Origin of the sequence: Streptomyces sp. LBL (assembly GCF_029893585.1) — a bacterium.
Lineage (GTDB): Bacteria > Actinomycetota > Actinomycetes > Streptomycetales > Streptomycetaceae > Streptomyces.
Genome location: NZ_JARXYX010000008.1, coordinates 251,669 through 272,415, shown reverse-complemented (window position 1 = coordinate 272,415; position 20,747 = coordinate 251,669). Strand labels below are relative to the sequence as shown.

At 71.8% G+C, this 20,747-nt stretch carries 15 protein-coding genes and 1 pseudogene; 10 read left to right on the top strand and 6 right to left on the bottom strand.

Going from position 1 to position 20,747, the window contains the following annotated elements:
• Positions 1-5: 5 nt before the first annotated feature.
• The gene (locus M2271_RS12655) at positions 6-1,214 is read right to left on the bottom strand and encodes a pyridoxal phosphate-dependent aminotransferase (RefSeq protein ID WP_280887243.1); all 1,209 of its coding nucleotides are present in this window, start codon (positions 1,212-1,214) and stop codon (positions 6-8) included.
• A gap of 86 nt (positions 1,215-1,300) precedes the next feature.
• Here M2271_RS12655 and M2271_RS12650 point away from each other — a divergent pair, with 86 nt between their 5' ends.
• Entirely contained in the window at positions 1,301-1,927 is a 627-nt protein-coding gene (locus tag M2271_RS12650; RefSeq protein WP_280887242.1) for a helix-turn-helix domain-containing protein, read from the top strand.
• A gap of 12 nt (positions 1,928-1,939) precedes the next feature.
• Here the strand turns inward: M2271_RS12650 and M2271_RS12645 are convergent.
• Positions 1,940-2,122 (bottom strand): annotated as a pseudogene (locus M2271_RS12645) (LLM class flavin-dependent oxidoreductase); the annotation flags it as partial.
• A gap of 32 nt (positions 2,123-2,154) precedes the next feature.
• Here M2271_RS12645 and M2271_RS12640 point away from each other — a divergent pair.
• Both M2271_RS12640 and M2271_RS12635 read left to right on the top strand, forming a co-directional pair.
• The gene (locus M2271_RS12640) at positions 2,155-2,391 is read left to right on the top strand and encodes a hypothetical protein (RefSeq protein WP_280887241.1); all 237 of its coding nucleotides are present in this window, start codon (positions 2,155-2,157) and stop codon (positions 2,389-2,391) included.
• A gap of 88 nt (positions 2,392-2,479) precedes the next feature.
• Entirely contained in the window at positions 2,480-3,088 is a 609-nt protein-coding gene (locus tag M2271_RS12635; protein ID WP_280887240.1) for a TetR/AcrR family transcriptional regulator, read from the top strand.
• Between the two features lie 100 nt (positions 3,089-3,188).
• Here the strand turns inward: M2271_RS12635 and M2271_RS12630 are convergent, their stop codons facing one another.
• From M2271_RS12630 to M2271_RS12620, 3 genes are read right to left on the bottom strand one after another with little or no spacing between them, the layout of a single operon-like run.
• Positions 3,189-3,992, bottom strand: a complete 804-nt coding sequence (locus M2271_RS12630) for a hypothetical protein (protein ID WP_280887239.1) — start codon at positions 3,990-3,992, stop codon at positions 3,189-3,191.
• Positions 3,992-5,266, bottom strand: a complete 1,275-nt coding sequence (locus M2271_RS12625) for a VWA domain-containing protein (protein ID WP_280887238.1) — start codon at positions 5,264-5,266, stop codon at positions 3,992-3,994. The genes M2271_RS12630 and M2271_RS12625 overlap by 1 nt, the downstream gene beginning before the upstream one ends.
• Positions 5,267-5,311: 45 nt before the next feature.
• Positions 5,312-6,853, bottom strand: coding sequence for an IucA/IucC family siderophore biosynthesis protein (locus M2271_RS12620; RefSeq protein WP_280887237.1), 1,542 nt, complete (start codon positions 6,851-6,853; stop codon positions 5,312-5,314).
• 105 nt (positions 6,854-6,958) lie between these two features.
• On the opposite strand from M2271_RS12620, the gene M2271_RS12615 reads away from it, so the two are divergent.
• Positions 6,959-8,497, top strand: coding sequence for an IucA/IucC family protein (locus M2271_RS12615; protein ID WP_280887236.1), 1,539 nt, complete (start codon positions 6,959-6,961; stop codon positions 8,495-8,497).
• 134 nt (positions 8,498-8,631) lie between these two features.
• On the opposite strand, the gene M2271_RS12610 is transcribed toward M2271_RS12615, so the two are convergent.
• Complete coding sequence (locus M2271_RS12610) at positions 8,632-11,409, bottom strand: AAA family ATPase (protein ID WP_280887235.1); 2,778 nt, start codon at positions 11,407-11,409, stop codon at positions 8,632-8,634.
• 233 nt (positions 11,410-11,642) lie between these two features.
• Here M2271_RS12610 and M2271_RS12605 point away from each other — a divergent pair, with 233 nt between their 5' ends.
• The 6 genes from M2271_RS12605 to M2271_RS12580 all read left to right on the top strand — a co-directional run bounded on the left by M2271_RS12605 (position 11,643) and on the right by M2271_RS12580 (position 20,731).
• Positions 11,643-14,633 carry a LuxR C-terminal-related transcriptional regulator gene (locus M2271_RS12605; RefSeq protein WP_280887234.1) on the top strand — a complete coding sequence of 997 codons (2,991 nt, stop codon included), beginning with the start codon at positions 11,643-11,645 and terminating at the stop codon, positions 14,631-14,633.
• Between the two features lie 108 nt (positions 14,634-14,741).
• Complete coding sequence (locus M2271_RS12600) at positions 14,742-15,731, top strand: polyprenyl synthetase family protein (RefSeq protein ID WP_280887233.1); 990 nt, start codon at positions 14,742-14,744, stop codon at positions 15,729-15,731.
• A gap of 27 nt (positions 15,732-15,758) precedes the next feature.
• Positions 15,759-17,843 (top strand): tryptophan 2,3-dioxygenase family protein, encoded by a 2,085-nt coding sequence (locus M2271_RS12595; protein WP_280887232.1) that lies wholly within the window; start codon positions 15,759-15,761, stop codon positions 17,841-17,843.
• Between the two features lie 127 nt (positions 17,844-17,970).
• Positions 17,971-18,996, top strand: coding sequence for a polyprenyl synthetase family protein (locus M2271_RS12590; protein ID WP_280887231.1), 1,026 nt, complete (start codon positions 17,971-17,973; stop codon positions 18,994-18,996).
• Between the two features lie 299 nt (positions 18,997-19,295).
• The gene (locus M2271_RS12585) at positions 19,296-20,465 is read left to right on the top strand and encodes a cytochrome P450 (RefSeq protein ID WP_280887230.1); all 1,170 of its coding nucleotides are present in this window, start codon (positions 19,296-19,298) and stop codon (positions 20,463-20,465) included.
• Positions 20,462-20,731, top strand: a complete 270-nt coding sequence (locus M2271_RS12580) for a ferredoxin (protein WP_348539164.1) — start codon at positions 20,462-20,464, stop codon at positions 20,729-20,731. Before M2271_RS12585 ends, M2271_RS12580 begins: the two co-directional genes overlap by 4 nt.
• Positions 20,732-20,747: the final 16 nt, after the last annotated feature.

Genomic DNA, 20,747 nt, shown 5'->3' with positions numbered 1-20,747 from the left:
GGCCGCTACTGCCGGTACCCGCTCAGGAACCGCCCGATCCGCCCGATCGCCGCCTCAAGGTCGTCCGCGTGGGGGAGGGTGAGGATGCGGAAGTGATCGGGGGTCGGCCAGTTGAAACCCGTGCCCTGGACAACCTGGATCTTCTCCCGCAGCAGCAGGTCCAGGACGAACTTCTCGTCGTCGTGGATCTTGTGGACCTTGGGGTCGAGGCGCGGGAAGGCGTACAGCGCGCCCTTCGGCTTCACGCACGACACCCCCGGGATCTCGTTGAGCTTCTCCCAGGCCACCGTGCGCTGGTCGTGCAGGCGCCCGCCGGGCGCGGTCAGCTCGCGGATGGACTGGCGGCCGCCGAGGGCGGCCTGGATGGCGTACTGCGCGGGCGCGTTGGGGCACAGCCGCATGGAGGCCAGCATGGTCAGGCCCTCCAGGTAGTTCTTCGCGTGCTGCTTCGGGCCGGTGATCACCAGCCAGCCCGAGCGGAAGCCGGCCACCCGGTAGGTCTTCGACAGGCCGCAGAAGGTCAGGACCACCAGGTCGGGGGCGAGCGCGGCGGCCGAGTGGTGCACGGCGTCGTCGTACAGGATCTGGTCGTAGATCTCGTCGGCGAAGACCATCAGTCCGTGCCGGCGGGCCAGGTCGAGGATGCCCTCGATGATCTCCTTCGGGTAGACCGCCCCGGTGGGGTTGTTGGGGTTGATGATGACCAGGGCCTTGGTGCGGTCGGTGATCTTCGACGCCATGTCGTCCAGGTCCGGGTACCAGTCGGCCTGTTCGTCGCAGAGGTAGTGGACCGCCTTGCCGCCCGCGAGGGTCGTGACCGCGGTCCAGAGGGGGAAGTCCGGGGCGGGGATGAGGATTTCGTTGCCGTCCTCGATGAGCGCCTGTACGGCCATCGAGACCAGCTCGGAGACACCGTTGCCGAGGAAGACGTCGTCGACGTCCACCGCCAGGCCCAGTGTCTGGTAGCGCTGGGCGACGGCCCGACGGGCGGAGAGGACGCCGCGCGAGTCGGTGTAGCCGTGTGCCTGCGGCAGCATCCGGATCATGTCCTGGAGGATCTCCTCCGGCGCCTCGAAGCCGAAGAGCGCGGGGTTGCCGGTGTTCAGCCGCAGCACGCTGTGGCCCGCCTCCTCCAGCGCGTTGGCGTGCTCGATCACCGGACCGCGGATCTCGTAGCAGACCTCGCTCAGCTTGTTCGACTGCCGGAACTCCATGCGCTTACGTCCCTCCGGTTGTGATGTTGCTTGGTTTTACCAAGTGTCTGCTTGGAAAGTCCAACAACATGTCTAGACTGCGTCGCATGTCACCTCGACGAAGCTACGACCAGTACTGTTCCGCCGCCCGGGCGCTCGATGTCGTCGGCGACCGCTGGACGCTGCTGATCGTCCGTGAGCTGCTCGCCGGTCCGCGTCGCTACACCGACCTGCACGCCGACCTGCCCGGCGTGAGCACCGACGTCCTCGCCTCCCGGCTGAAGGACATGGAGCGCGACGGGCTCGCGACGCGCCGCAGGCTGCCGCCGCCGGGTGCCGCGTACGTCTACGAACTCACCGGTCGTGGGCGGGAGTTGCTGCCCGTACTCCAGGCCCTGGGGCAGTGGGGGCAGGTCGAGCTGGGCGAGCGGCGGCCCACCGACGCCGTACGCGCGCACTGGTTCGCGCTGCCGCTGCTGCGGTCGCTGGAGGGCGAGGGGCTCGTCGAAGTCCGTCTGGAGGAGGGGGACTTCCATCTGTACGTCGGCGCCGAAGAGGGACCCGTGTACGGCGACGGGCCCGCCCCGGGGGAGCCGGACGCCCGGCTGGTGATGGGCACCGACACGTGCCTGCTGGTCGGACGGGGGGAGCTGAGCGTGCCCGACGCGGTGCGAGCGGGGCGTATCGAGGTGACCGGCGACGGGGCGTTCGCGAAGGCATTGAGGGAAGCGTGAGGCCCTGGGGTCGCCGGAGATGACGTCGACCGTGGCGGCGATCTTGGCCGGCACGGCCCGGGGGCGGAACCTCTTGCTGGTGACCATCACCCCGAGCCGCAACCGCTCGGTCCGGGCTACGAGAGCGGACAGCAGTGTCCGGCCCTCGAAGGTGGACCCTTTCGGGTCGCCGCCGAGGGGCATGAGGTGGTCGAACCGTCAACGAGTTCGTCGAACGCCTGCTGCCCGTGCTCGACCAGCTGCTGAAAGCGTCCGCCGCCGCCGGCTCCACACACGCGGACATCCGCGCCTACGACTTCATGCTCGCCATCGGCAACCTGTGCATCGGAGTCGAAACCTTCCCCGACTACCAGGCTCGCCGCATGATCGACCTGCTGCTCGCCGGCCTGGCACGGACCGCCCCGGCGTCGACGAGATGTGCGCCAGATCCAGGTCGTCCGGATCGATCTCCCGGGCCCACGTAATTGACCTCAGTAAATTTCAGTACTGATCGATGCTGAATGAACTGTGGCATATCTGCACCGCACGGTACGGAAGGGTATGATGGGTGCCATGGAGACGCAGCGGAAAGGGCCGATCGGCCGCCCGAGAGGTTTCGACGCCGACGAGGCCCTCGAACAGGCCATGCGGGTCTTCTGGGAACAGGGCTATGAAGGCGCCAGCCTCACCGACCTGACCCATGCCATGGGCATCACCCGTACCAGCATGTACGCGGCCTTCGGCAACAAGGAGGACCTGTTCGGCAAGGCCCTGGAGCGCTACACCGAGGGCCCCGCTTCATATGGGGCCCGGGCCATGCAGGAGCCGACCGCCCGGCAGGTGGCCGCCGCGTTCCTCGCCGGCTCCGTTCGGGCCACCACCCACCCCGGCTGCCCCGCCGGGTGCCTCGGCGTCCAGGGCTCCCTGGCTGCCGGTGACACGGGACGCCAAGCCCGCGACGCCCTCATCGCCTGGCGCGACGAGCACGCCTCGCTCCTTCGCGACCGGTTCCAGCAAGCCGTCGACGAAGGCGACCTGCCCCGCGACACCGATCCCGGACTGCTCGCCCGCTACCTCATGACCGTCACGAACGGCATCGCCGTCCAAGCCGCCGGCGGCGCCACCCGCGACGACCTCCAGATGGTCGCCGACATGGCCCTGCAAAGCTGGCCATCTGCCTGACGGTCCTGACGGCCCTGACGGCCCAGCGCAAGCAATGTGGGGGAGACCGGCACGGCAATGGCCCGCCGCGCCCAGGCGCGGCGGGCCCCTTGACGTACCGTCAGGCGCTCGGCGGCACCCGTGACGGCCGCCCCGACCCACGGGTCAGCGCGTACCCGCCGACGCCCGCGAGCGCGGCCAGCACCCCGCCGATCGCGGTCCACACCCACCGGTCGGACCACCAGCCGGAGGACCAGCCGTCGTCCGGCTCGATGCTGGACAGCACGGCGGAGTCCGACGAATCGCCCTCCTCCGCCTCGGACTTGACCGCGATGCCCGGAACCAGCGGCTGGGCCAGCGAGCCGTCCACCGCGGCCGAACCGCCGATGTCCTTCGAGTCGACCCGCACCTCCGTGTCGACCGGGAGGCCCAGGTCGCCGGTGGTGAGGTCGACGACCGTGAGCCGGACGTAGTACGTCCCGGGCAGCGGGTCGTTGGCCCACTGCTCCGACCAGGCGCGGACCGTGCGCAGGACGCAGGCCAGCTCCACGGAGGGGGTGCCGGCCGCGGCGGTGCGGGTCTGCGTGCCGTACTGGCAGGACTGGCGGCGGCGCAGACCGTCGTACACGTCGATCTGCCAGGTCTCGGCGGCGTGCGTCGCGGGCAGCTTCACCGTCGCCTTCACGGTGGGGCGCTGGCCGGCGTCCGCCGGGAACGACCAGTACAGGTAGTCGCCCGCGGAGCCGTTCGCCGTCGCTGTCTGCCCCTGCTCGATCTCGGTCGCCGTTCGGAACGACGTGCCCGCCGTGGCGGGCGCCGAGCTGTCGCCGGACGCGCTCGGCGACGGCGAGGAGTCGGCGACCGCCGGGGACACGGCCAGCCCGAGCATCAGCAGAGAAGCGCTCAACACGCGTGTGATCCGCATCAGTTGGTCCTCCAGACCGCGAGCCGCCAGCGCGACAGCCAGCCCCAGACGAGACCGGCGAGGAAGCCGGTGAGGATGAGCGTGCCCAGCAGCCACCAGCCGCGTCCGAGGCCGAAGGAGGCCACGTCACTCGCGGCCGACGGGCCGTCGACCACGTCCACGGTCAGCTCCAGCGGCAGACCCGGCGTGGTCTTCACGCCGGAGGTCGGCGAGAAGGAGTGGGTGACCTGGAGACAGACGGTCTCGGCGGCCGGCTTGTCACTGTCGTCGTCGTCCCGTTCGGGCTTCGGGTAGCGCAGCCCGGTGGAGATGATGTCCGTACGTCCGGTGCCCGCGGCCTCCCCGCGCACGATCTCACGGCCGTGCCCGGTGACGGCCCGCAGCAGTGCCCCGTACGAGGGGCCGACGGCCCGGTCGGCCGCCACGCTCACCGAGGCGCGCAGTTCCTGGCCCGCCGGCACCTCCACCCGGTACCAGCGCTCCTGCCCGAACTCCTCGCGGTCCGTGTACAGCCCGGACTTCAGTGCGGGTGCCTTCGCGCACGCCGAAGCGCCCTGAGTGGCCACCGGCGTCACCACCGGATCGGCCGCCCGATCCACCAACTGGTTGACACGGTTGGTGAGTTCGTCGGCGTGCTCCACCGAGGTGTACGTCCCGCCGGTCGCCTCCGCGATACAGCTGAGCTGCTGCCGCATCTTGGCGTTGGGGACCAGGCCGAGGGTGTCGATGGTCAGTCCGATGCCCTTGGCGGCGATCTCGCGGGCCACCTCGCAGGGGTCGAGCGGGGCGCAGGTGTCCTCGCCGTCGCTGATCAGCACGATCCGCTTGGAGCCGGCGCCGGCGTCGAGGTCGTCGGCCGCCTTCAGCAGCGCCGGGCCGATCGGGGTCCAGCCGGTGGGGGAGAGGGTCGCCACCGCCGTCTTGGCCTCCGTGCGGTCCAGCGGGCCGACCGGGTAGAGCTGCGCGGTGTCCTTGCAGCCCGTCTTCCGGTCGTCGCCGGGGTAGTCGGCGCCGAGGGTGCGGATGCCGAGTTCGACCTCCTCGGGTGTCGCGTCCAGCACCTCGTTGAAGGCCTGCTTCGCGGCCGCCATCCGGGTGCCGCCGTCGATGTCCCGGGTCCGCATGGAACCGCTCACGTCGAGGACGAGGTCGACCTTGGGCGTGGTCTCGCCCGTGGGTTCACCGGCGACCGCCGCGACCGGGAAGGCGATCCCGGCCGTCAGGGCGGCGAGCAGGGCGCAGACGCCCGCCGCCAGCCGTTTACTTGTGATCATCGGCGGATCTTATTGATCGGCGGTGCCGGTCTCCAAAACGGCCGCTCAGCGCAGGGGGTTGGGCAGCTCGGTCCACTGGTCCCCGGGTGTCCCCGGCGACAGCCGCATCAGCGTCAGCGCCTTTGTGGGCAGCGGCTGTTCGAGGAGTGCGACGAGGTCGGGCGTGCGCGGCAGATCCCGTACGGCGCTCTGCAGCGCCCCTCGCAGCGCCGTCGCCGAACCCGCCGTACCGGCCAGTGCCCCGGCCACCAGCGAGCCGAACACCTTGCGCCGCAGGGTCGTCACGTCGTCCGTGACGATCCGGCCGGTCAGCTCCGGCACCGGAACGCCGTGCCGGGCCAGCCGGGCCGGGCTCACCCTGATGTCGGCGAGGTCCCGGTAGACGAGCCGCAGCGGGGCGCCCGACGCGGACAGGACGACGAGCAGGTTCTGCCCGTGCGCCTCCAGCGCCACGCCCATGTCCAGCAGCCGCAGGCCCACGGTGAGGGCGAGGCGGGCGAAGTCGGCCGGCCAGCCGGGGGAGTGGGGCAACCCGGTCGTGCCGAGCGCGGCCACCGGCACCACGCGCTCGCCGCTGCCCGGGGTCACGTAGGTCTGCGGGGATTCCCGCAACACGGCCGCCAGGTCCGGAGAGTTGGCGGTGGCCGCGCCGAGGGTGCGGGTCACGTGCAGCAGTCCGTCCAGGCGGGCGGCCAGCGACTCCGCGAACGCCGACAGGGTCGCGGACGACGCGATCGAGTACCCGGAGATGTCCCGCACCGACGACGTCAGCCGGGCGCTGAGCGCGGTCTTGATGTGAAGCCCGTCCGGCCGGGCGAGCGTGCGCAGCGACATCAACGGGTGTGCGTCGAACCCCGCCTCGATCAACGGGTGTGCGTCGAACCCCGCCTCGCCGGTCCGCTTCAGCACATGCTCCGCCTGCCACGGATGCACCGGCACCAACAGCCGCCCCCCGTCCCGCAGTTCGTCCGGCCACTCACCCGTCACCAGACACTCGCCCGCCGGAACCGGCAGCAGCCCCAGCCGTACCACCGGCCCGTGCTCGGGCCCGTACGCGAGCTGCTCGGCCACCGAGAAACCGGGCCGGGAACGGCAGCCGGGGTGGTACGGATGCCCGTCGACCACCCGCTGCTCCCACTCCCAGTCATGCACCGGCCACTGGAGCGTGTGGGGCGGCGCCCCGGCCCGCGACAGCGCCAGCGAGGCGACGCTGTGGCCGAGTTCCGCGGCGAAGTCCGTACCGTGCGGTACGCCGAGGTCGGTCGTCAGCTGAGCGGGATCGTCGTACGCCATCTCGTCGAGCCGTACCTCCGTGACGTACGCGGAAGTGGCGTACGGGTCCGGACGCGGGCCGTGCAGTCGGCGGCCGTCCGCCAGGCGCAGGGTGAGCCCGTCCGGGCCGGCGGTTCGCTGCGTGAGCCAGGGGAGCGGCTCATGGGCGAGCGCGCGCCACAGCCGGGTCAGGACGGCCGCGCGGGCGCCGGGCAGCTCGGCCGCGTACCGCGGCACGAGGCCGGGGCGTACGGCGGCCAGCTCGTCGGCGACCTCGACCTCGACCTCGGTCTCGGCGGTGGAGGGACGGTGCACGGTCGGGCTCCTCGGGTACGGATCGGATGTCACGACAGGTGGGGACGACAGGTGGGGACGACAGACATACTGATCGTCTCCGCCCGAACGAACCGCAGAGAACAAATGGAACACCTGGATCCCTTCCCCTCGCCCGCCGCCGCTGCCCAGCCCGCCGCTGCCCAGCGCGACGGCATCGCGGCCCGCGCCGACGCCTACGCGGCGGCGCCCCTGCTCAACTGCCTGCTGAGGGAGGTGGCCGAGCCCGTCTCGCCGTACCCCGTCGACGCCGGCGGCCACCGGGTGTACCGGCTGCCCGGGGGCAGGCTGCTGCGGGTGCGCGGGCAGCGGCGGCCGGCCGAACCCGAGGTGTACACCCGAGGCGACTGGCGGCCCGTCCGGCACCCCGAGCTGATCAAGCTCGTCGCCGAGGAACTGGTCCGGCACACCGGGCTGTCCAACCCCGACCTGCCCGCGGAGATGATCGACAGCCGGGACGCGGTCGCCGCGCTGCTCACCGCCCGCGCCCGGGCCACGCCGCCCGAGGACCCGTATCTGCGCTCCGAGCAGTCCCTCCTCACCGGCCACCCCCACCACCCCGCGCCCAAGGCCCGGGGCGGCGGCCCCGTCGCCGGCTGGCTGCCCTATGCACCCGAGGCGCACGCCCGCTTCCCGCTGGTCCTGCTCGGGCTGCGGGAGGACACGGTCGTCGAGGAGGGCGACACCTCGGCCCTCGACACGCTGGGCGAGGCCCCGCCCGGCTACCGGCTGCTCCCCGCCCACCCCTGGCAGCTCGACCTGCTCGACCTCGGGCCGGCCTACGCCGACGGCCGCCTGATCACACTGGGTACGACCGGCTTCGAGGCCTGGCCGACGGCCGCGATCCGCACGCTGTACGCGCCCGACCGCGACCTCTTCCTGAAATTCAGCCTCGATGTGCGCATCACCAACGACATCCGCCGGCTCTGGCGCCACGACCTGCTGAAACTCCGCCGCACGGACACGGCGGCCCGCAACGCCTTCGCCGCGGTCGACGGTCCGGCGGCCTGGCTGAGCGACACCGGCTACCGCACCGCGGACTTCGCCTTCGAGGAACTCGCCGTCCTGGTCCGCGACGGACTGCGCGGCCATCTCCGGCCCGGCGCGACCCCGCTGCTCGCCGCCGGTCTGGTCGAGGGCTTCGACGGCAGCCCGCTCGACGGGGCGAAGGACCCGGCGGCCTGGTGGGAGGCCTACCTGGCCCAGGTGGTGCCGCCCGCCCTGGCGGTCTTCGCCGACCACGGTGTCGTACTCGAGGCGCACCTGCAGAACACGCTGGTCGCCGTCGACGCCGACGGGACACCCGTGCAGGCGCTGTTCCGGGACGCCGAGGGCCTCAAGGTGGTGCCGGAGGTGTCCCGGGCGGCCGGCTGGGAGCGGCTGGTGTACTGCCTGGTCGTCAACCACCTCGCCGAGGTCGCCGCGGCCCTGGCCGAACGCCACCCCGGGTTCGCCCCCTGGCCCGCCGTCCGCCGCGAGCTGGCCCGGCACGACCTCCCCGAGATCGCCGCCCTGCTCACCTCGCCCACCCTGCCCGGCAAGACGAACCTGCTGTTGCGCTGGACCGGCGCGGACGGCGCCGACGCGCGCTACCTCCCCCTCCCGAACCCCCTGGCCGGTACCTGACCCGAAGGACGCCCGCGGTGTGCCGCGCGAGGTGAGTGCTGTTCGATACGTGACCCAGCCGCGGGCCGACAGTTCCTCATCCGGAGTCGCAGAGGGCGCCCTCACTGCCGTAGGAGCTGGTAGCGGGGGGAGTGTCAGGCAGGGTACTCGCCGGTCAGTATCGCGGAGGCGAGTTCGACCCGGGAACGGTATCGGGTGCGTTTGAACAGTCTGCCCAGCCGGCTCTCCACGCTCTTCTCGCTGCCGCCGAGCACGACCGCCAGTTCGCGGTTGGTCAGCCCTTCGGTGACCAGGGTGGCGAGCAGTCGCTCGTTCTCCGCGATGGTGAGGCTCTGGCGCGGCATGGTGACCTTGTGCTCGCGCATGAGGTTCCGCAGCTGTGCCCTGGGCAGGAGCGCGTCGAGATCGCCGTACAGCGCGTACGCCTCGTGCAGCAGCGACGGGTCGGCCAGCCCGTGGCGGACCACCGTGCCGATGGTGTTGGCCTGCTCCATCGGCTGTGCGCGCCGCCGGGCGAGCCGTACCGCCTCCGCCGCGGCCGCGCGGTCCTGGTGCACCACGGCGGTGGCGAGCAGCCGGCACACCCGGGCCCGGCCGGTACCGAGCAGCTCGGCGACCCTGTGCACCTCGTCCACGCACCGCTGTGCCGCGACCGGATCGCCTGCGGCCAGTTCCGACACGGCCCTCATCAGCCACAGTTCGTCCGTGCCGATGACCAGGCCGCGCTCGACCGCCAGGGCGAGCCCGTCCGCGATGACCCGGCCGGCACGCTCGGTCGCGCCCAGGGCGTGGTCCAGGTACGCCTCCGGCACGGCCAGCAGGTGCAGCATCACGGGCTGCACGGTCCGCGCCCTCTCGATCACCTCCCGGGCTCGGGCCAGCCGGCCGCGCGCACCGAGGATGACGCTCGTCTCCCGGCACATCAGGGTGTGGACGGGCAGGTCGCCGACCGAGAGGCCGGTGGCCAGGCCCACCCGTGCCAGGTTGAGTGCCGGGTCCCAGCGCCCGCCCTGGCCGTCCGCCACCACCCGGTCGGGAACGGGCCGGTATCCGGAGGGCAGCTCGTGTGCCGCCAGCAGCCGCTCCGCCCGGTCCAGGTCGCCGAAGGCCATCAGTACCCGGGCCAGCTGCGACAACCGTTCGAAGCGATGCCGCGCCCCCAACGTCCACAGGGGCCCGCTGAGCGGAGCGGCGACGGCCTCGTCGAACGGCGCGGTTCTGCCGAGGTACGCCCCGATGCACTCGCTGAGGAGCAGGCCCAACGCGGCGACGACATCGTTGTCCTGACTCCAGAGGTCCTGGTGGGCCGTCAGATGCTCGTCCGCCTCCAGCCAGCGGTCCAGGTGACACAGAGCGACGCACCGGGTGAGGACCCGATGCCCTTCCGCGCCCGGCAGCGAGCGCCAGCCGCCGTTGCAGATCTCGGTGAGCGCTGCCGTGTCGAAGGTCGCGCCGAGCGAGACGACGTAGATCATCTCCATTTCGAGCAGCGCCTCCGGGGTGACCAGGTCGGCATGGCCGGACAGCACCTTCCACGCGCTGGCCATGGCGTCGGCGTACCACAGATGGATGCAACAGGTGGCGGCGTGCGCTTGCAGCGCCTGGGCGCGCAGGTCCGGCTCGGTGATCAGGTCGATGGCGGCGCGCAGCCAGCGTTCCGCGAAGTACCCGTCGTCCAGCATGGCGGCGGTGCCCATGGCGAGCAGTTCGCCGGATGCCCGCCGGGAGTCCACGAACCGGCCCGCGGTGACCAGTTGCTCGGCGAGGTACCGGTCGTCCGCTCCGGCATCACCCGCCCAGATCGCGGTGACCGCCAACTGGGCGAGCCTGCGCTGCTCGTACGGCCCGAGGCAGGTGGTCAGCGCGGACGCGAGCAGCGGCAGTCGGAACCTCCAGTGGCCCGGCCCGGGCCCGGGCCGCAGTATCCCCTCGGCGCACAGCTCGGCCAGTGCCTCGCGGACCTTGTCCTCATCGGTGCCCACCGCCTCGGCGATCAACCCGGTCGCCGCGCAACCCAGTGGATGCAGCACGGACATCGCCTTGGCCACCGGCCAGACCAGTCCGCCCAGTTGCTGCAGATACTCGACCGGCGGTAAGCCTGCGGGCAGTAAGGGCGGCCGTTCGGGCGACGTGAGGTAGGCGTGTCCGTCGAAGACGCCCAGCGAACCGCTCCGCCGGTGCCCCGCCACGGCAGTGAGCACGGCGGCGGGCCTGCCCCGGCATTCCCCTCGCAGGTAGGTGAGCAGCGAGGCCGACGGCTTGGCCTGTAACTGCTGGGTGACCAGTGCACGGACCTCCGACTCGCGCAGCGGACGCAGCGACACCACCTCGGCGAGACCGGCGGCGCGCAGTTGGTCCAGCGCGGCCCGGTCGCCCGCCGGGTCGGCCGGTGAGGGGCGGAGCGCACCCACGAACGTGACCGGGCCTCTCGCCAGCGTGCGAACCATCGGCAGCAGCACGGCACGGGAACCCGGGTCGATCCATTGCGCGTCGTCGATGAGGACGGTGAGCTTGTCGCACGAGGCGATGGCCGATCGCAGCTCGGTGGCGGCCTGACGGCCGGCGTCCGGCCGCGGTGCCGGCGTGGCGGCCTTCGCCGTGCGCCTGGCGTCGCCGCCCCGGTTCAGGGCTACGATCTCGGCGGACAGCCGGGAAGCGAAGGAGTAGGGGCGGTCACGCTCGTTGCGCGCGACCCGCAGCATCAGGGTGGTGATGCCCCGCGTGGTGAGCTCGTCCCGGACGGCGGCGAGCACTGCGCTACGCCCGATGCCGACCGGGCCTGTGACCAGGATCAGTGAGGCGTTCTCCGGTGAGGTGGCGGTGTCGACGACGTACGCGACGGAGGCGGCACGACCGAACAGCGTCTGCACCGGTCGGTCAGGACCGGCCGCACTGTGCCAGTGGTTGATCACCTCACCAGTATGCCCAGCACACCGACCAAGTAGAACATTTGAACGTTATAATAGCTTTTCTGAATGGGGAGTTGACTCCGAGAGGAGCCGACCCCGGACGCACGACGAACGCACACGAACGAACGAGGAACGCACCACGAACGCACGACGAACGCACCCCGGACGCCGACACGGGGAAGGGCGACAGCCCTGCGGGTCCTCGCCGCACCAGGCGCAACGAGAGGAGATCGGCAGTGGCTCGAGCACGCGCCGTAGTCCGGGGCAGGGACCAGGAACTGGCGGTGCTGCGCGAGGCGGCGGCCGCCGACGGTGGACGCTTGATCGTCCTCAAAGGGCCGGCCGGCATCGGCAGAACCGCGCTGCTGGACGTGGCGGAGCGGATCCTGCGCGCGGCCGGGATGCCCGTCCTGCCGGTGCGCCTGGGCGCCGGTCCGGACAGCCTCGGCGACGACGCGTTCGGCCTCGCACCGCTGGTGCGCGCCGTGCGCGACCAGTTCGAGCAGTTCCAGGAGACCGGGCTGGCCGACTCGCTCGGCGTGGTGGCCCGGCTGAGTGACGCGGCAGGACAGAACACCGGCGGGTGGGCGCCGTCCATGGTCACCGCGCTGGGCAACCTGTTCGACGGGATCGGTCGTCAGGGACGCACCGCGATTCTGACCGACGATGTACACGCGGTCGCCGAGCCCGCCCCCACGCTCACCGCGGCACGCCGGTCCGGGTGCCTGGTGCTGGCCACCTGCGAGGAGAGCGCGGAGCATGCCCCGGGGCTCGCCGAACTGCTGGCCGCCGCCGATCAGGTGGTGACTCTCGGGCCGCTGGCCGACGACATCGCGGAGTCCCTGGCGCGCCGCGCGCAGGGTGCGCGACTCGACGAGGGGGTGCCGGACATCCTGCGCACGGCTCTGGGACCGTTGTTCGGCAACCCCGGTACGGTGCTGGGCACCCTCGCCGATCTGCGGAGACGTGGCCGCCTGACCGTCTTCCGCGGCCGACTGTGCCTGCGCTCACCGTCGGAGGCGATCGAACTGGCCGCCGACCATCACCTCCTGCGCAGGGTCGCTTCTTTTGGCGACCTGGCGGCGGAACTGCTGTCCTCGATCGCCGTGTGGGACGGCTTCAGCGTCGCCGATCTGCCGCTGCTCGCCGAGGCGATCGGCGCCGATCTCACCGACTGCGGCCGATTACTCGACCAGTTGATCGACGCGGAGGTGCTGGTCGCCGACCCGGCGGGCCGGGTGAGCTGCCGGTGCCCCGCCTTGGCGGCCGCCGTCGCCGGCCCGTCGGGCACCCACCGGGCTGACGCGCTGCACACGTCGATCGCCGAGCGGCTGCTGGCCCGGCACCGGCGACGCGACGGATTCGACCCCGTGATGCTCGCCGACCACATCGCGCGCGGCGGGACGGCCGTCGTACTCGAAGCGCCCATGGTCACCCGGCTGCTCGACCTGGCCGTGGACGCCGAGGCGGACCAACCGGACCGCGCGTCCCTGTGGTACGTGGCCGCGCTGCGCCGCCTGCCCCCGGGCGAACCGGAACACGCCCGTACGCTGACCCGGCTGCTGAATCTGGTCGTCCGAACGGGCCGGTACGAGTTGCTGCGCGACGTGCTCACCCAGTACGCGGAACAGGGCTGCGCTCCAAGCTCCCTGGCGGAGATCCGCCTCGCCGCAGTCCTGTTCGCCCTGCACTCCGGCGAGCCGCCCGCCGAGGAGGCCGTGCGGTCGCTGCTGGACGAGGGCATCACGGGCCGCGAGACGATCGGCTTCGCGCTGTGGTGGTTCGGCCGTCCGTCGGCGCCCGGCAAGGTGCCTGGGGCATGCGGGCCGATGCCTGGGGCACGCGGGCCGGTCGATGCGGTTGGGGCTCGGGAGGTGGTGCGGGTCGACTCGGTTGAGGCCCAGGGGTTGACCCCGATCGCTCCGGTGGGGATTCAGGGGTTGGTGCCATTCGCTCCGGTGGGGATTCAGGGGTTGGTGCCATTCGCTCCGGTGGGGATTCAGGGGTTGGTGCCGATCGCTCCGGTGGGGATTCAGGGGTTGGTGCCGATCGCTCCGGTGGGGATTCAGAGGTTGGCCCCGGCCGACCCGGTGGGGATCCAGGAGTTGGCCCCGGCCGACCGGATGGAGCTGCTGAGTACCGCGCTGTCCGGTGACCCCGGCGCCTACGAGCGGGCCTGGCGCCGCTCGGGCCGGGCGGCGCCCTCCCGAAGGCCGGACGGGCAGCACCGCGCGGCCTCGATGGTCAACATGGCCACCATGACCCAGCTCGTGCTCGGTGTCCGGTACCGGGCCCCCGCGACCGGTGTGCTCGGCGTGTACCGCCGGGTGGTGCGGGGCTATGTCGGTGCCGACTGGTCGCAGGCCATGTCCGCGGTGCGGGAGCTGGAACTGTCGGACTCCGAGGACACGTTGGTGCACCACGCGGCTCGTCTCTTCGCCGCCGACATGTGTGCCGCCCGCGGCGAGTCCCCGCAGGCGGCCCAGTGGCTGGCCGACGTGGAGCCGGTCCCCTGGCTCGCCGTGATGCGCGCCTGGGTGAGGATCGGCCTGTTCAGGGGCACGGGCGAGGGCAGGCGGGCGGCGCCGCTGGCTCTGCGGGTCAGCCGACAGCTGCGCCGGGCCGGGCTGTATGAGGGCCTGCCCTTCCTCCTGAAGCGGGCGGTGCGGATGGCTGTGTTCGTCGACGACCAGGACGGCGCGGCGGGCCTGCTGGAGGAGATCGAGCTTCTGCACCGCGAGGCCGGGACGGACCTGAGGGAGAGCCTCTTCCTGGCGCGCGGCCTGGTGCACCGCGATGTCCGACAGGCCCGGCTGGCCGTCCATCTGACCAGGGCCCGGGGAGACCTGCCGGCGCTGCTGGACTCGTGCCTCGTCATCGCGCGGTTCGCCGAGAACCCGCGTCCCTGGCTGCGCGAGGCCCACGGCCTGGCCACCCAGTGCGGTGCGTCGTTACTGCTGGAACGCGTCCGCGAGGTGACCCGCGAACGCGGGGTTCCCGCACCACGGGCTCGCGGCCAGCGGGAGGCACTGGCCGTCACCGAGCGACGTATCATCGAGCTGATCGGCGAGGGCCTGACCAACCGGCAGATCGCGTTGCGCCTCCAGATCAGCGAGAAGACGGTGGAGAACTATCTGACCCGCTTGTTCGCCCGTACCGGCTGTCGTTCCCGCGTCGAGCTGGCCGCGGCCAGCCTGGGAGGCCGGCTGACGCAGGCGTTGACCTGACCAAGCACTACTGCCTCCGGGCCAAAGATGCCATCCCTCGGTCCCACTCGGGCCGAGGCCGGCCAGCGGTGACGACAGCCCCGGTACCGCGTCCCTAACGTCGTGTGCATGACCGACATCGATGTTCCTCAGGTCGCTGATCCCGAAGTGGCAGCAATCGTGCGGGCGGAGGTCGAGAACCGGTGGCCGCACGACGTTTCGGGCCTTGATGAGTTGGTGCGGTACGGCCTGATGCCCTTCGGGAAGATGATGGGTCCCTGGCTGGTGATCCGGTCCAGTCTCGTGGTGGGAGGTGACATAGCGACCGTCCTTCCTGCGGCGGTGGGTCTGGAATGTGTACAGGTCGGCGCGATGATGCACGACGACATCATCGACAGCGACGCGGAGCGGCGCAGCAAGCCGGCCGCGCACACGGTGTTCGGGGAGTCGGCGGCGATCGTCGGCGGCGACGGACTGTTCTTCCACGGCTTCGCCGCCCTGGCCGAATGCCAGGAAGCCGGGGCCCCGGCGGCGCGGGTCGCACGGGCGCTCGGGGTCCTCTCCAAGGCCGGAGTGCGCATCGGGGACGCGGCCCTCCGGGAGATCCGGATGAGCCGCGGCATCTGCTCCGTCGACGAGTACCTCAGCATGATCGCGGACAAGAGCGGCGCCCTGCTGTGGATGGCCTGCGGCGTCGGCGCCACCCTGGGCGGTGCGGACGACACGTCTCTGAAGGCGCTCAGCGAGTACAGCGACCAGCTGGGTATTGCGTACCAGATCCGCGACGACCTGATGGCCTACGACGGAACACGGGCGGGCAAGCCGAACGTCTCCGACGTCCGCAACGGCCGGCCCACCCTGCCGGTGCTGCTCGCCCACGAACGCGCCTCCGAACAGGAGCAGCGGCGGATCGAGCGCCTGCTCGCCGACACCTCCGTACCGACCGAGGCGCGCTACGAGGCCATGGCGGAGCTGGTCCACACATACGACGGGACAGCGGCGGCGCGCGAGGTGTCGCACCGTCACGTGCGGATGGCCGCGACGGCGCTGGAGGTCCTGCCGCCCGGCATCCACCGGGACGCGCTGATGGACCTCACCGTGCCCGGTCGCCTGGTGTAGTGCGGACTCACCCGAGGAGTTGGCCTGATGACCCCACCGACCTATGCGACGTACCTGCGTCTCGACGAACTGCTCTCGTTGCAGCAGCCGCTGACGCCGGCGGAGCAGCGGGACCTGAGTGACAGCGAGCGGCTCTTCATCGTCGTGCACCAGGCGGCGGAGACCCTGCTCAGCCAGGTCCTCGTCGACCTGAGACACATCGACGCCGGCCCGTGCGGGCAGCAGTGCTTCTGCCACCGGCTGGAACGGGCGGCGGCGCTGGTGGACGCCCTGACAGGGCAGTTGACGCTGCTGCGCCGCATGCTGCGCCCGGAGGACTTCCTGCGGTTCCGGGACCGGTTCGGCACGGCGAGCGGGCTGGACTCGGTGCAGTTCAAGGAGCTGTTCTCACGGGTCAGACGTCTGACGAAGCACGATGGCGGCGAGTACTCGCCGGAGGAGGCCCGGCGGCTCGGCGAGCTGAACGACGCTGTACGGCGGTGGCGGAGCACGCACCTGGAACTGGTCGGTCACATGCTCGGTGACCTGCCGGGCACGGGCCAGACCTCCGGTGCCGACTTCCTGGCCGCCAGGGTCGACGAGGTGCCGGCTGGTGAGCAGCGGGCTGTACCGCCGTCGCCGACGGAACACCCCGCCGTACCGCCGTCGCGGCCGGACCACGAGGACGCCCTCGCCGGCCGGCCGCTGCCCTCGTCGTCCGCCCGGCCCTCGTCGTCCGCCCGGCCCGCGTCATCCGCGCTGCCCTCGTCGTCCGCGCGGCCCTCGCTGGGACACGTGGTCGTCGTGGGCGGCAGTGTGGCGGGGCTGCTCACCGCGCACGTCCTCGTGGACCACGCGGAACGGGTGACGTTGCTCGAACGCGACCAGTACGAGGGCAGCCCCGGACCCCGTGCCGGTGTGCCGCAGTCACGTCACACCCACGTTTTGCTGGCCAGCGGGATGAACGCCTTGGACGAGCTGCTGCCGGGGCTGCTGCCCGAGCTGACGGAGGCGGGCGCGCCCTGTCTGGCGGTGCCGGGGGACCTCGGGGTGTGGCAGGCGGGACAGTGGATATCCCGCCGTAATCCGTCCGCGCCGATCATGACCCCGACCCGCCCGCTCCTGGAGCACCACATCCGCCGACTGGTCCTGGCCGGCTCCCGCATCGAGGTCCGGCCGGGAGTCGAGGCGACGGGCCTGCTCGGCCGACCCGGCCACATCACCGGCGTCGTGGTGCGGGACCGCGGCGACGATCACCACGCCAGGCACGAACTCACGGCCGACCTCGTGGTGGACGCCACCGGGCGGGCCAGCCGTACGCCCCAGTGGCTGACCGAGCTGGGCGGCCGGCCCCCCGCCGAAGAGGTGGTGGAGACCGGGCGGGCCTATGCCACCTGCGCCTTCCACGCCGACGCCCCGACCGAGGACCTCAGAGGTTTCTACATCGTGCCCGATGCGGAGCAGCCGTTCGGCGCGATCGTCCTGCCCGCCGAGGGCGACCGCTGGTTGGTCACCCTGTCCGGGCCACGGGGCCAGGCACCGCCCACCGACCCGGAGGGGTTCGTCGACTTCGCCGACCGGCTGCCGCACCCCGCTCCCCACAAATGGCTCAGCACGGCCCGTCCGATCGCCCGGCCTGTGGGGTACCGGCACACCGCCAACCGGCGCCGCCGCTACGACCGCCTGGGACGCGGCGGCACCGGACTGCTCGTCGTCGGGGACGCGCTGTGCGCGCTCAACCCCGTCTACGGGCAGGGCCTGTCCGCAGCAGCCCTGAACGCGGTCGCCCTCAAGAAGGAACTGGCCGGCGGACGCACCCCCGCGGTGTACGCCCTGCAGCGGGCGTTGCTGCGGTCCTCCCGCTCGGCATGGGAGGTGGCGACCGGCGCGGACAGCCCCGTGCCGGGGGTCACCGGCAACGCGGTACGGAGCGGCCCTGTCGCCCGGCTGCTGAACCGGTACGTCGGCCGCGTGCGTGATCACGTACCGAGCGATCCGGTCGTGTGCACGGCCAACCGTGACGTCCTCTTCCTGTTGACGCCGCCCCACACTCTGCTCACCTCTCCCCGAGTCCTGCGGCGGGTCCTGCAGAGCACTCCCGCGCCGACCCCCCGTGACCTGCCCGCACCGTGACCATCACGAGCCGACAGCGAAGGTGCACCATGCGACACGCCAGTGTGTTCCCGGATCGTCCGTGCGCGGACCGGTCCCGGACGTCTTCCCGTTTCCCGGTCCGTTGCGCGGCCGGCCGGTGGCACTCATGACGACGACACCGACCCGAGCCCTTTCCCCGGTACTCGACACCGGCCGCACGATGGTCGGACCCGCCCTGCGCGACGCCGTTGGCTCCCACCTGGCGCCGGAGTTGGGCCGGATCGCCCAGTACCACTTCGGGTGGGCGGACGCCGAGGGACGGCCGACCGGCTCCTGGGGCGGGAAGATGGTCCGGCCCGCCTTGGCGCTGTTGTCGGCGCGGGCAGCGGGCGGAGCGGCCGCGGACGGCCTTCCCGCCGCGGTGGCCATGGAGCTGGTGCACAACTTCTCGCTGCTGCACGACGACATCATGGACGGTGACGAGACCAGGCGGGGCCGGGCGACCGCATGGACGGTCTTCGGCGTGCCGAACGCCATCCTGGCCGGCGACGCGATGGTCACCGCGGCCACCTCCATACTGCTGGCCGCGCCGGGTGCGGGGGCCCGCTCCGCCACCACGTCGCTGATGACCGCCACCCAGCGGATGATCGACGGCCAGACGTCCGACGTCGAGTTCGAACGACGCGACGACGTGACCCTGACCGAGTGTGTGCGCATGGCCGGCAACAAGACGGGCGCGCTGCTCGGATGTGCCTGCTCGCTGGGCGCCGACCTGGTGGGTGCCCAGCGGGCTCTGATCGAGCGGCTCGACGCCTTCGGCGAACACATCGGGCTCGCCTTCCAGCTCGTCGACGACCTGCTGGGCATCTGGGGCGATCCGGAGAGAACCGGAAAACAGGTGGGAGCGGATCTGCGGGTCCGTAAGAAGTCCCTGCCCGTGGTGGCGGCGCTGAACGCGCCCGGGACGGACGAGCTCCGCGCCCTGTACCTGAGCCCGGAGCCCCTGGCCGAGCGCGACGTCCAGCGCGTCACCGACCTCGTGGAACGTGCGGGAGGACGGGACTGGGCACAGGACGAGGCGGCCCGTCAGATCGCCGCGGCGGAGGAATGCCTCGTCGCCGCCGGGATCCCGGACGACGTACACGGCGAGTTCCGGGAGGTCGCCGGGTTCATCGTGGGTCGGCAGCTTTGACGCCGCGCGTCACCCGGCAGGGTGCGGTGCCGCTCGACGACGGCCGGGACACCGCGGGCCGGCGGCGGCCGGACACGTCGGCGCGGACGGCCTCCGGTCGCCCAGGCCGCGGCGCACTGTTCGCCCCGGCAGTCGGTGCCGCGATCCCGGCCGGCCGTGTCGACCCGTGTCGCCACGCTCCGCTGCTCCCCGGACTTCACCGCCGACGACCCTTTTCCCCCTCCGACTGATCCCCCACGACGTCCCGCGGCCACGCGGATGTCCGCGTCCTGCTTACCGATGAACAGAAAGGCCATCTCATGACCGAGTCCACCTCGATCCCCATCGGGGGACGAGCCGCCGGTTGCCCGTTCGCTCCCGTCGCGGAACTGTACGACGCGCAGAAGGACGAGGAGCTGCACCGGGTCACGGTGCCCAGCCCGATGCTGGGCGCCTTCGACGCGGTGGTCGTCACCCGGTACGAGGACGTCAAGAGCGTCCTCGCGGACGACCAGCTGCGCATGGGCGGGTCCATGCCGTACCAGGCGGGCAACCTGCTGAGTTACGACGGCCCCGAGCACACCCGCCTGCGGCGCATGCTGACCGGGTCGTTCACGGCCAAGCGGGCGCGGGAGCTCCGGCCTCAGATCGAGGGCGCCGTCGCGTCCGCGCTGGACGCGTTGACGGAGGCCGGTCCGGGAGCGGACCTGGTGCAGGTCTTCTGCACCCCCATTCCGACGCTGGTCATCTGCGAACTGCTGGGTGTGCCCTACGGCGACCGCGAGGACTTCCAGCGCCGCACCGCGGTCGCGCTGGACTTCAACACCAGTCGCGAAGTGCAGATGCAGAAGGCGGCCGAGATGGAGGCCTACATGGCGGGGCTCGTGGCCCGCCACCGGGAGGACCCGGGCGAGAACGTACTGGGCCGTGTGGTGCGCGACTTCGGCGACCAGTTGACCGACAGCGAACTGGCGGGCATCGGCAACATGCTGCTCATCGCCGGGCACGAGACGATCGCCAGCACCCTCTCGGCCAGCATCGCCCTGCTGCTCCAGCATCCCGATCAGCTCGCGGTGGTACGCGACGATCCCTCGGTGACCGAAGGGGCCGTCGAGGAACTGCTGCGGTACTGCGCGCCGGCCGCCATCCTGCCGCGTCAGGCGTCCGGGAACATCTGCGTGCGCGACCAGGAGATCAAGGAGGGCGAACGGGTCATGGCGTCCGTACTGGCCGCCAACCGGGACCCTGGGACCAGCGACCAGGGGCTGGACCGCCTGGACGTGCGCCGTCCTGCGCAGCGCCACCTCACCTTCGGTTTCGGCCCGCACCAGTGCCTCGGCCAGCAACTGGCGCGTATGGAGCTGCGGGTCGCGCTTCCGGCACTGTTCACCAAGTTCCCCACCCTGCGGTCGGCCGTCCCGGACGACGAGCTCGACTACCGGACCAACGCCCTGGTCTTCGGCGTGAACAGCCTGCCGGTCACCTGGTGACCCGTCAGAACATGGAGACGACCATGAAGGTCGAGGTCGACGAGAGCCGGTGCATCGCGGTCGGGAACTGTGCCTCGATCGCGCCGGCGGTCTTCGACCAGCGCGACGAGGACGGCACGGTGGTACTGCTCGACGCCACTCCGCCGGAGCACGAACACGAGCTGGTCCGCGCAGCGGTCCTGCGGTGCCCGGCTTCGGCCCTCACCCTGCACGAGGCCACGCCTGCTCACGATCTGCACGAGACCATGCCTGCTCACGATGAATGACCCGCTCGGATGAATG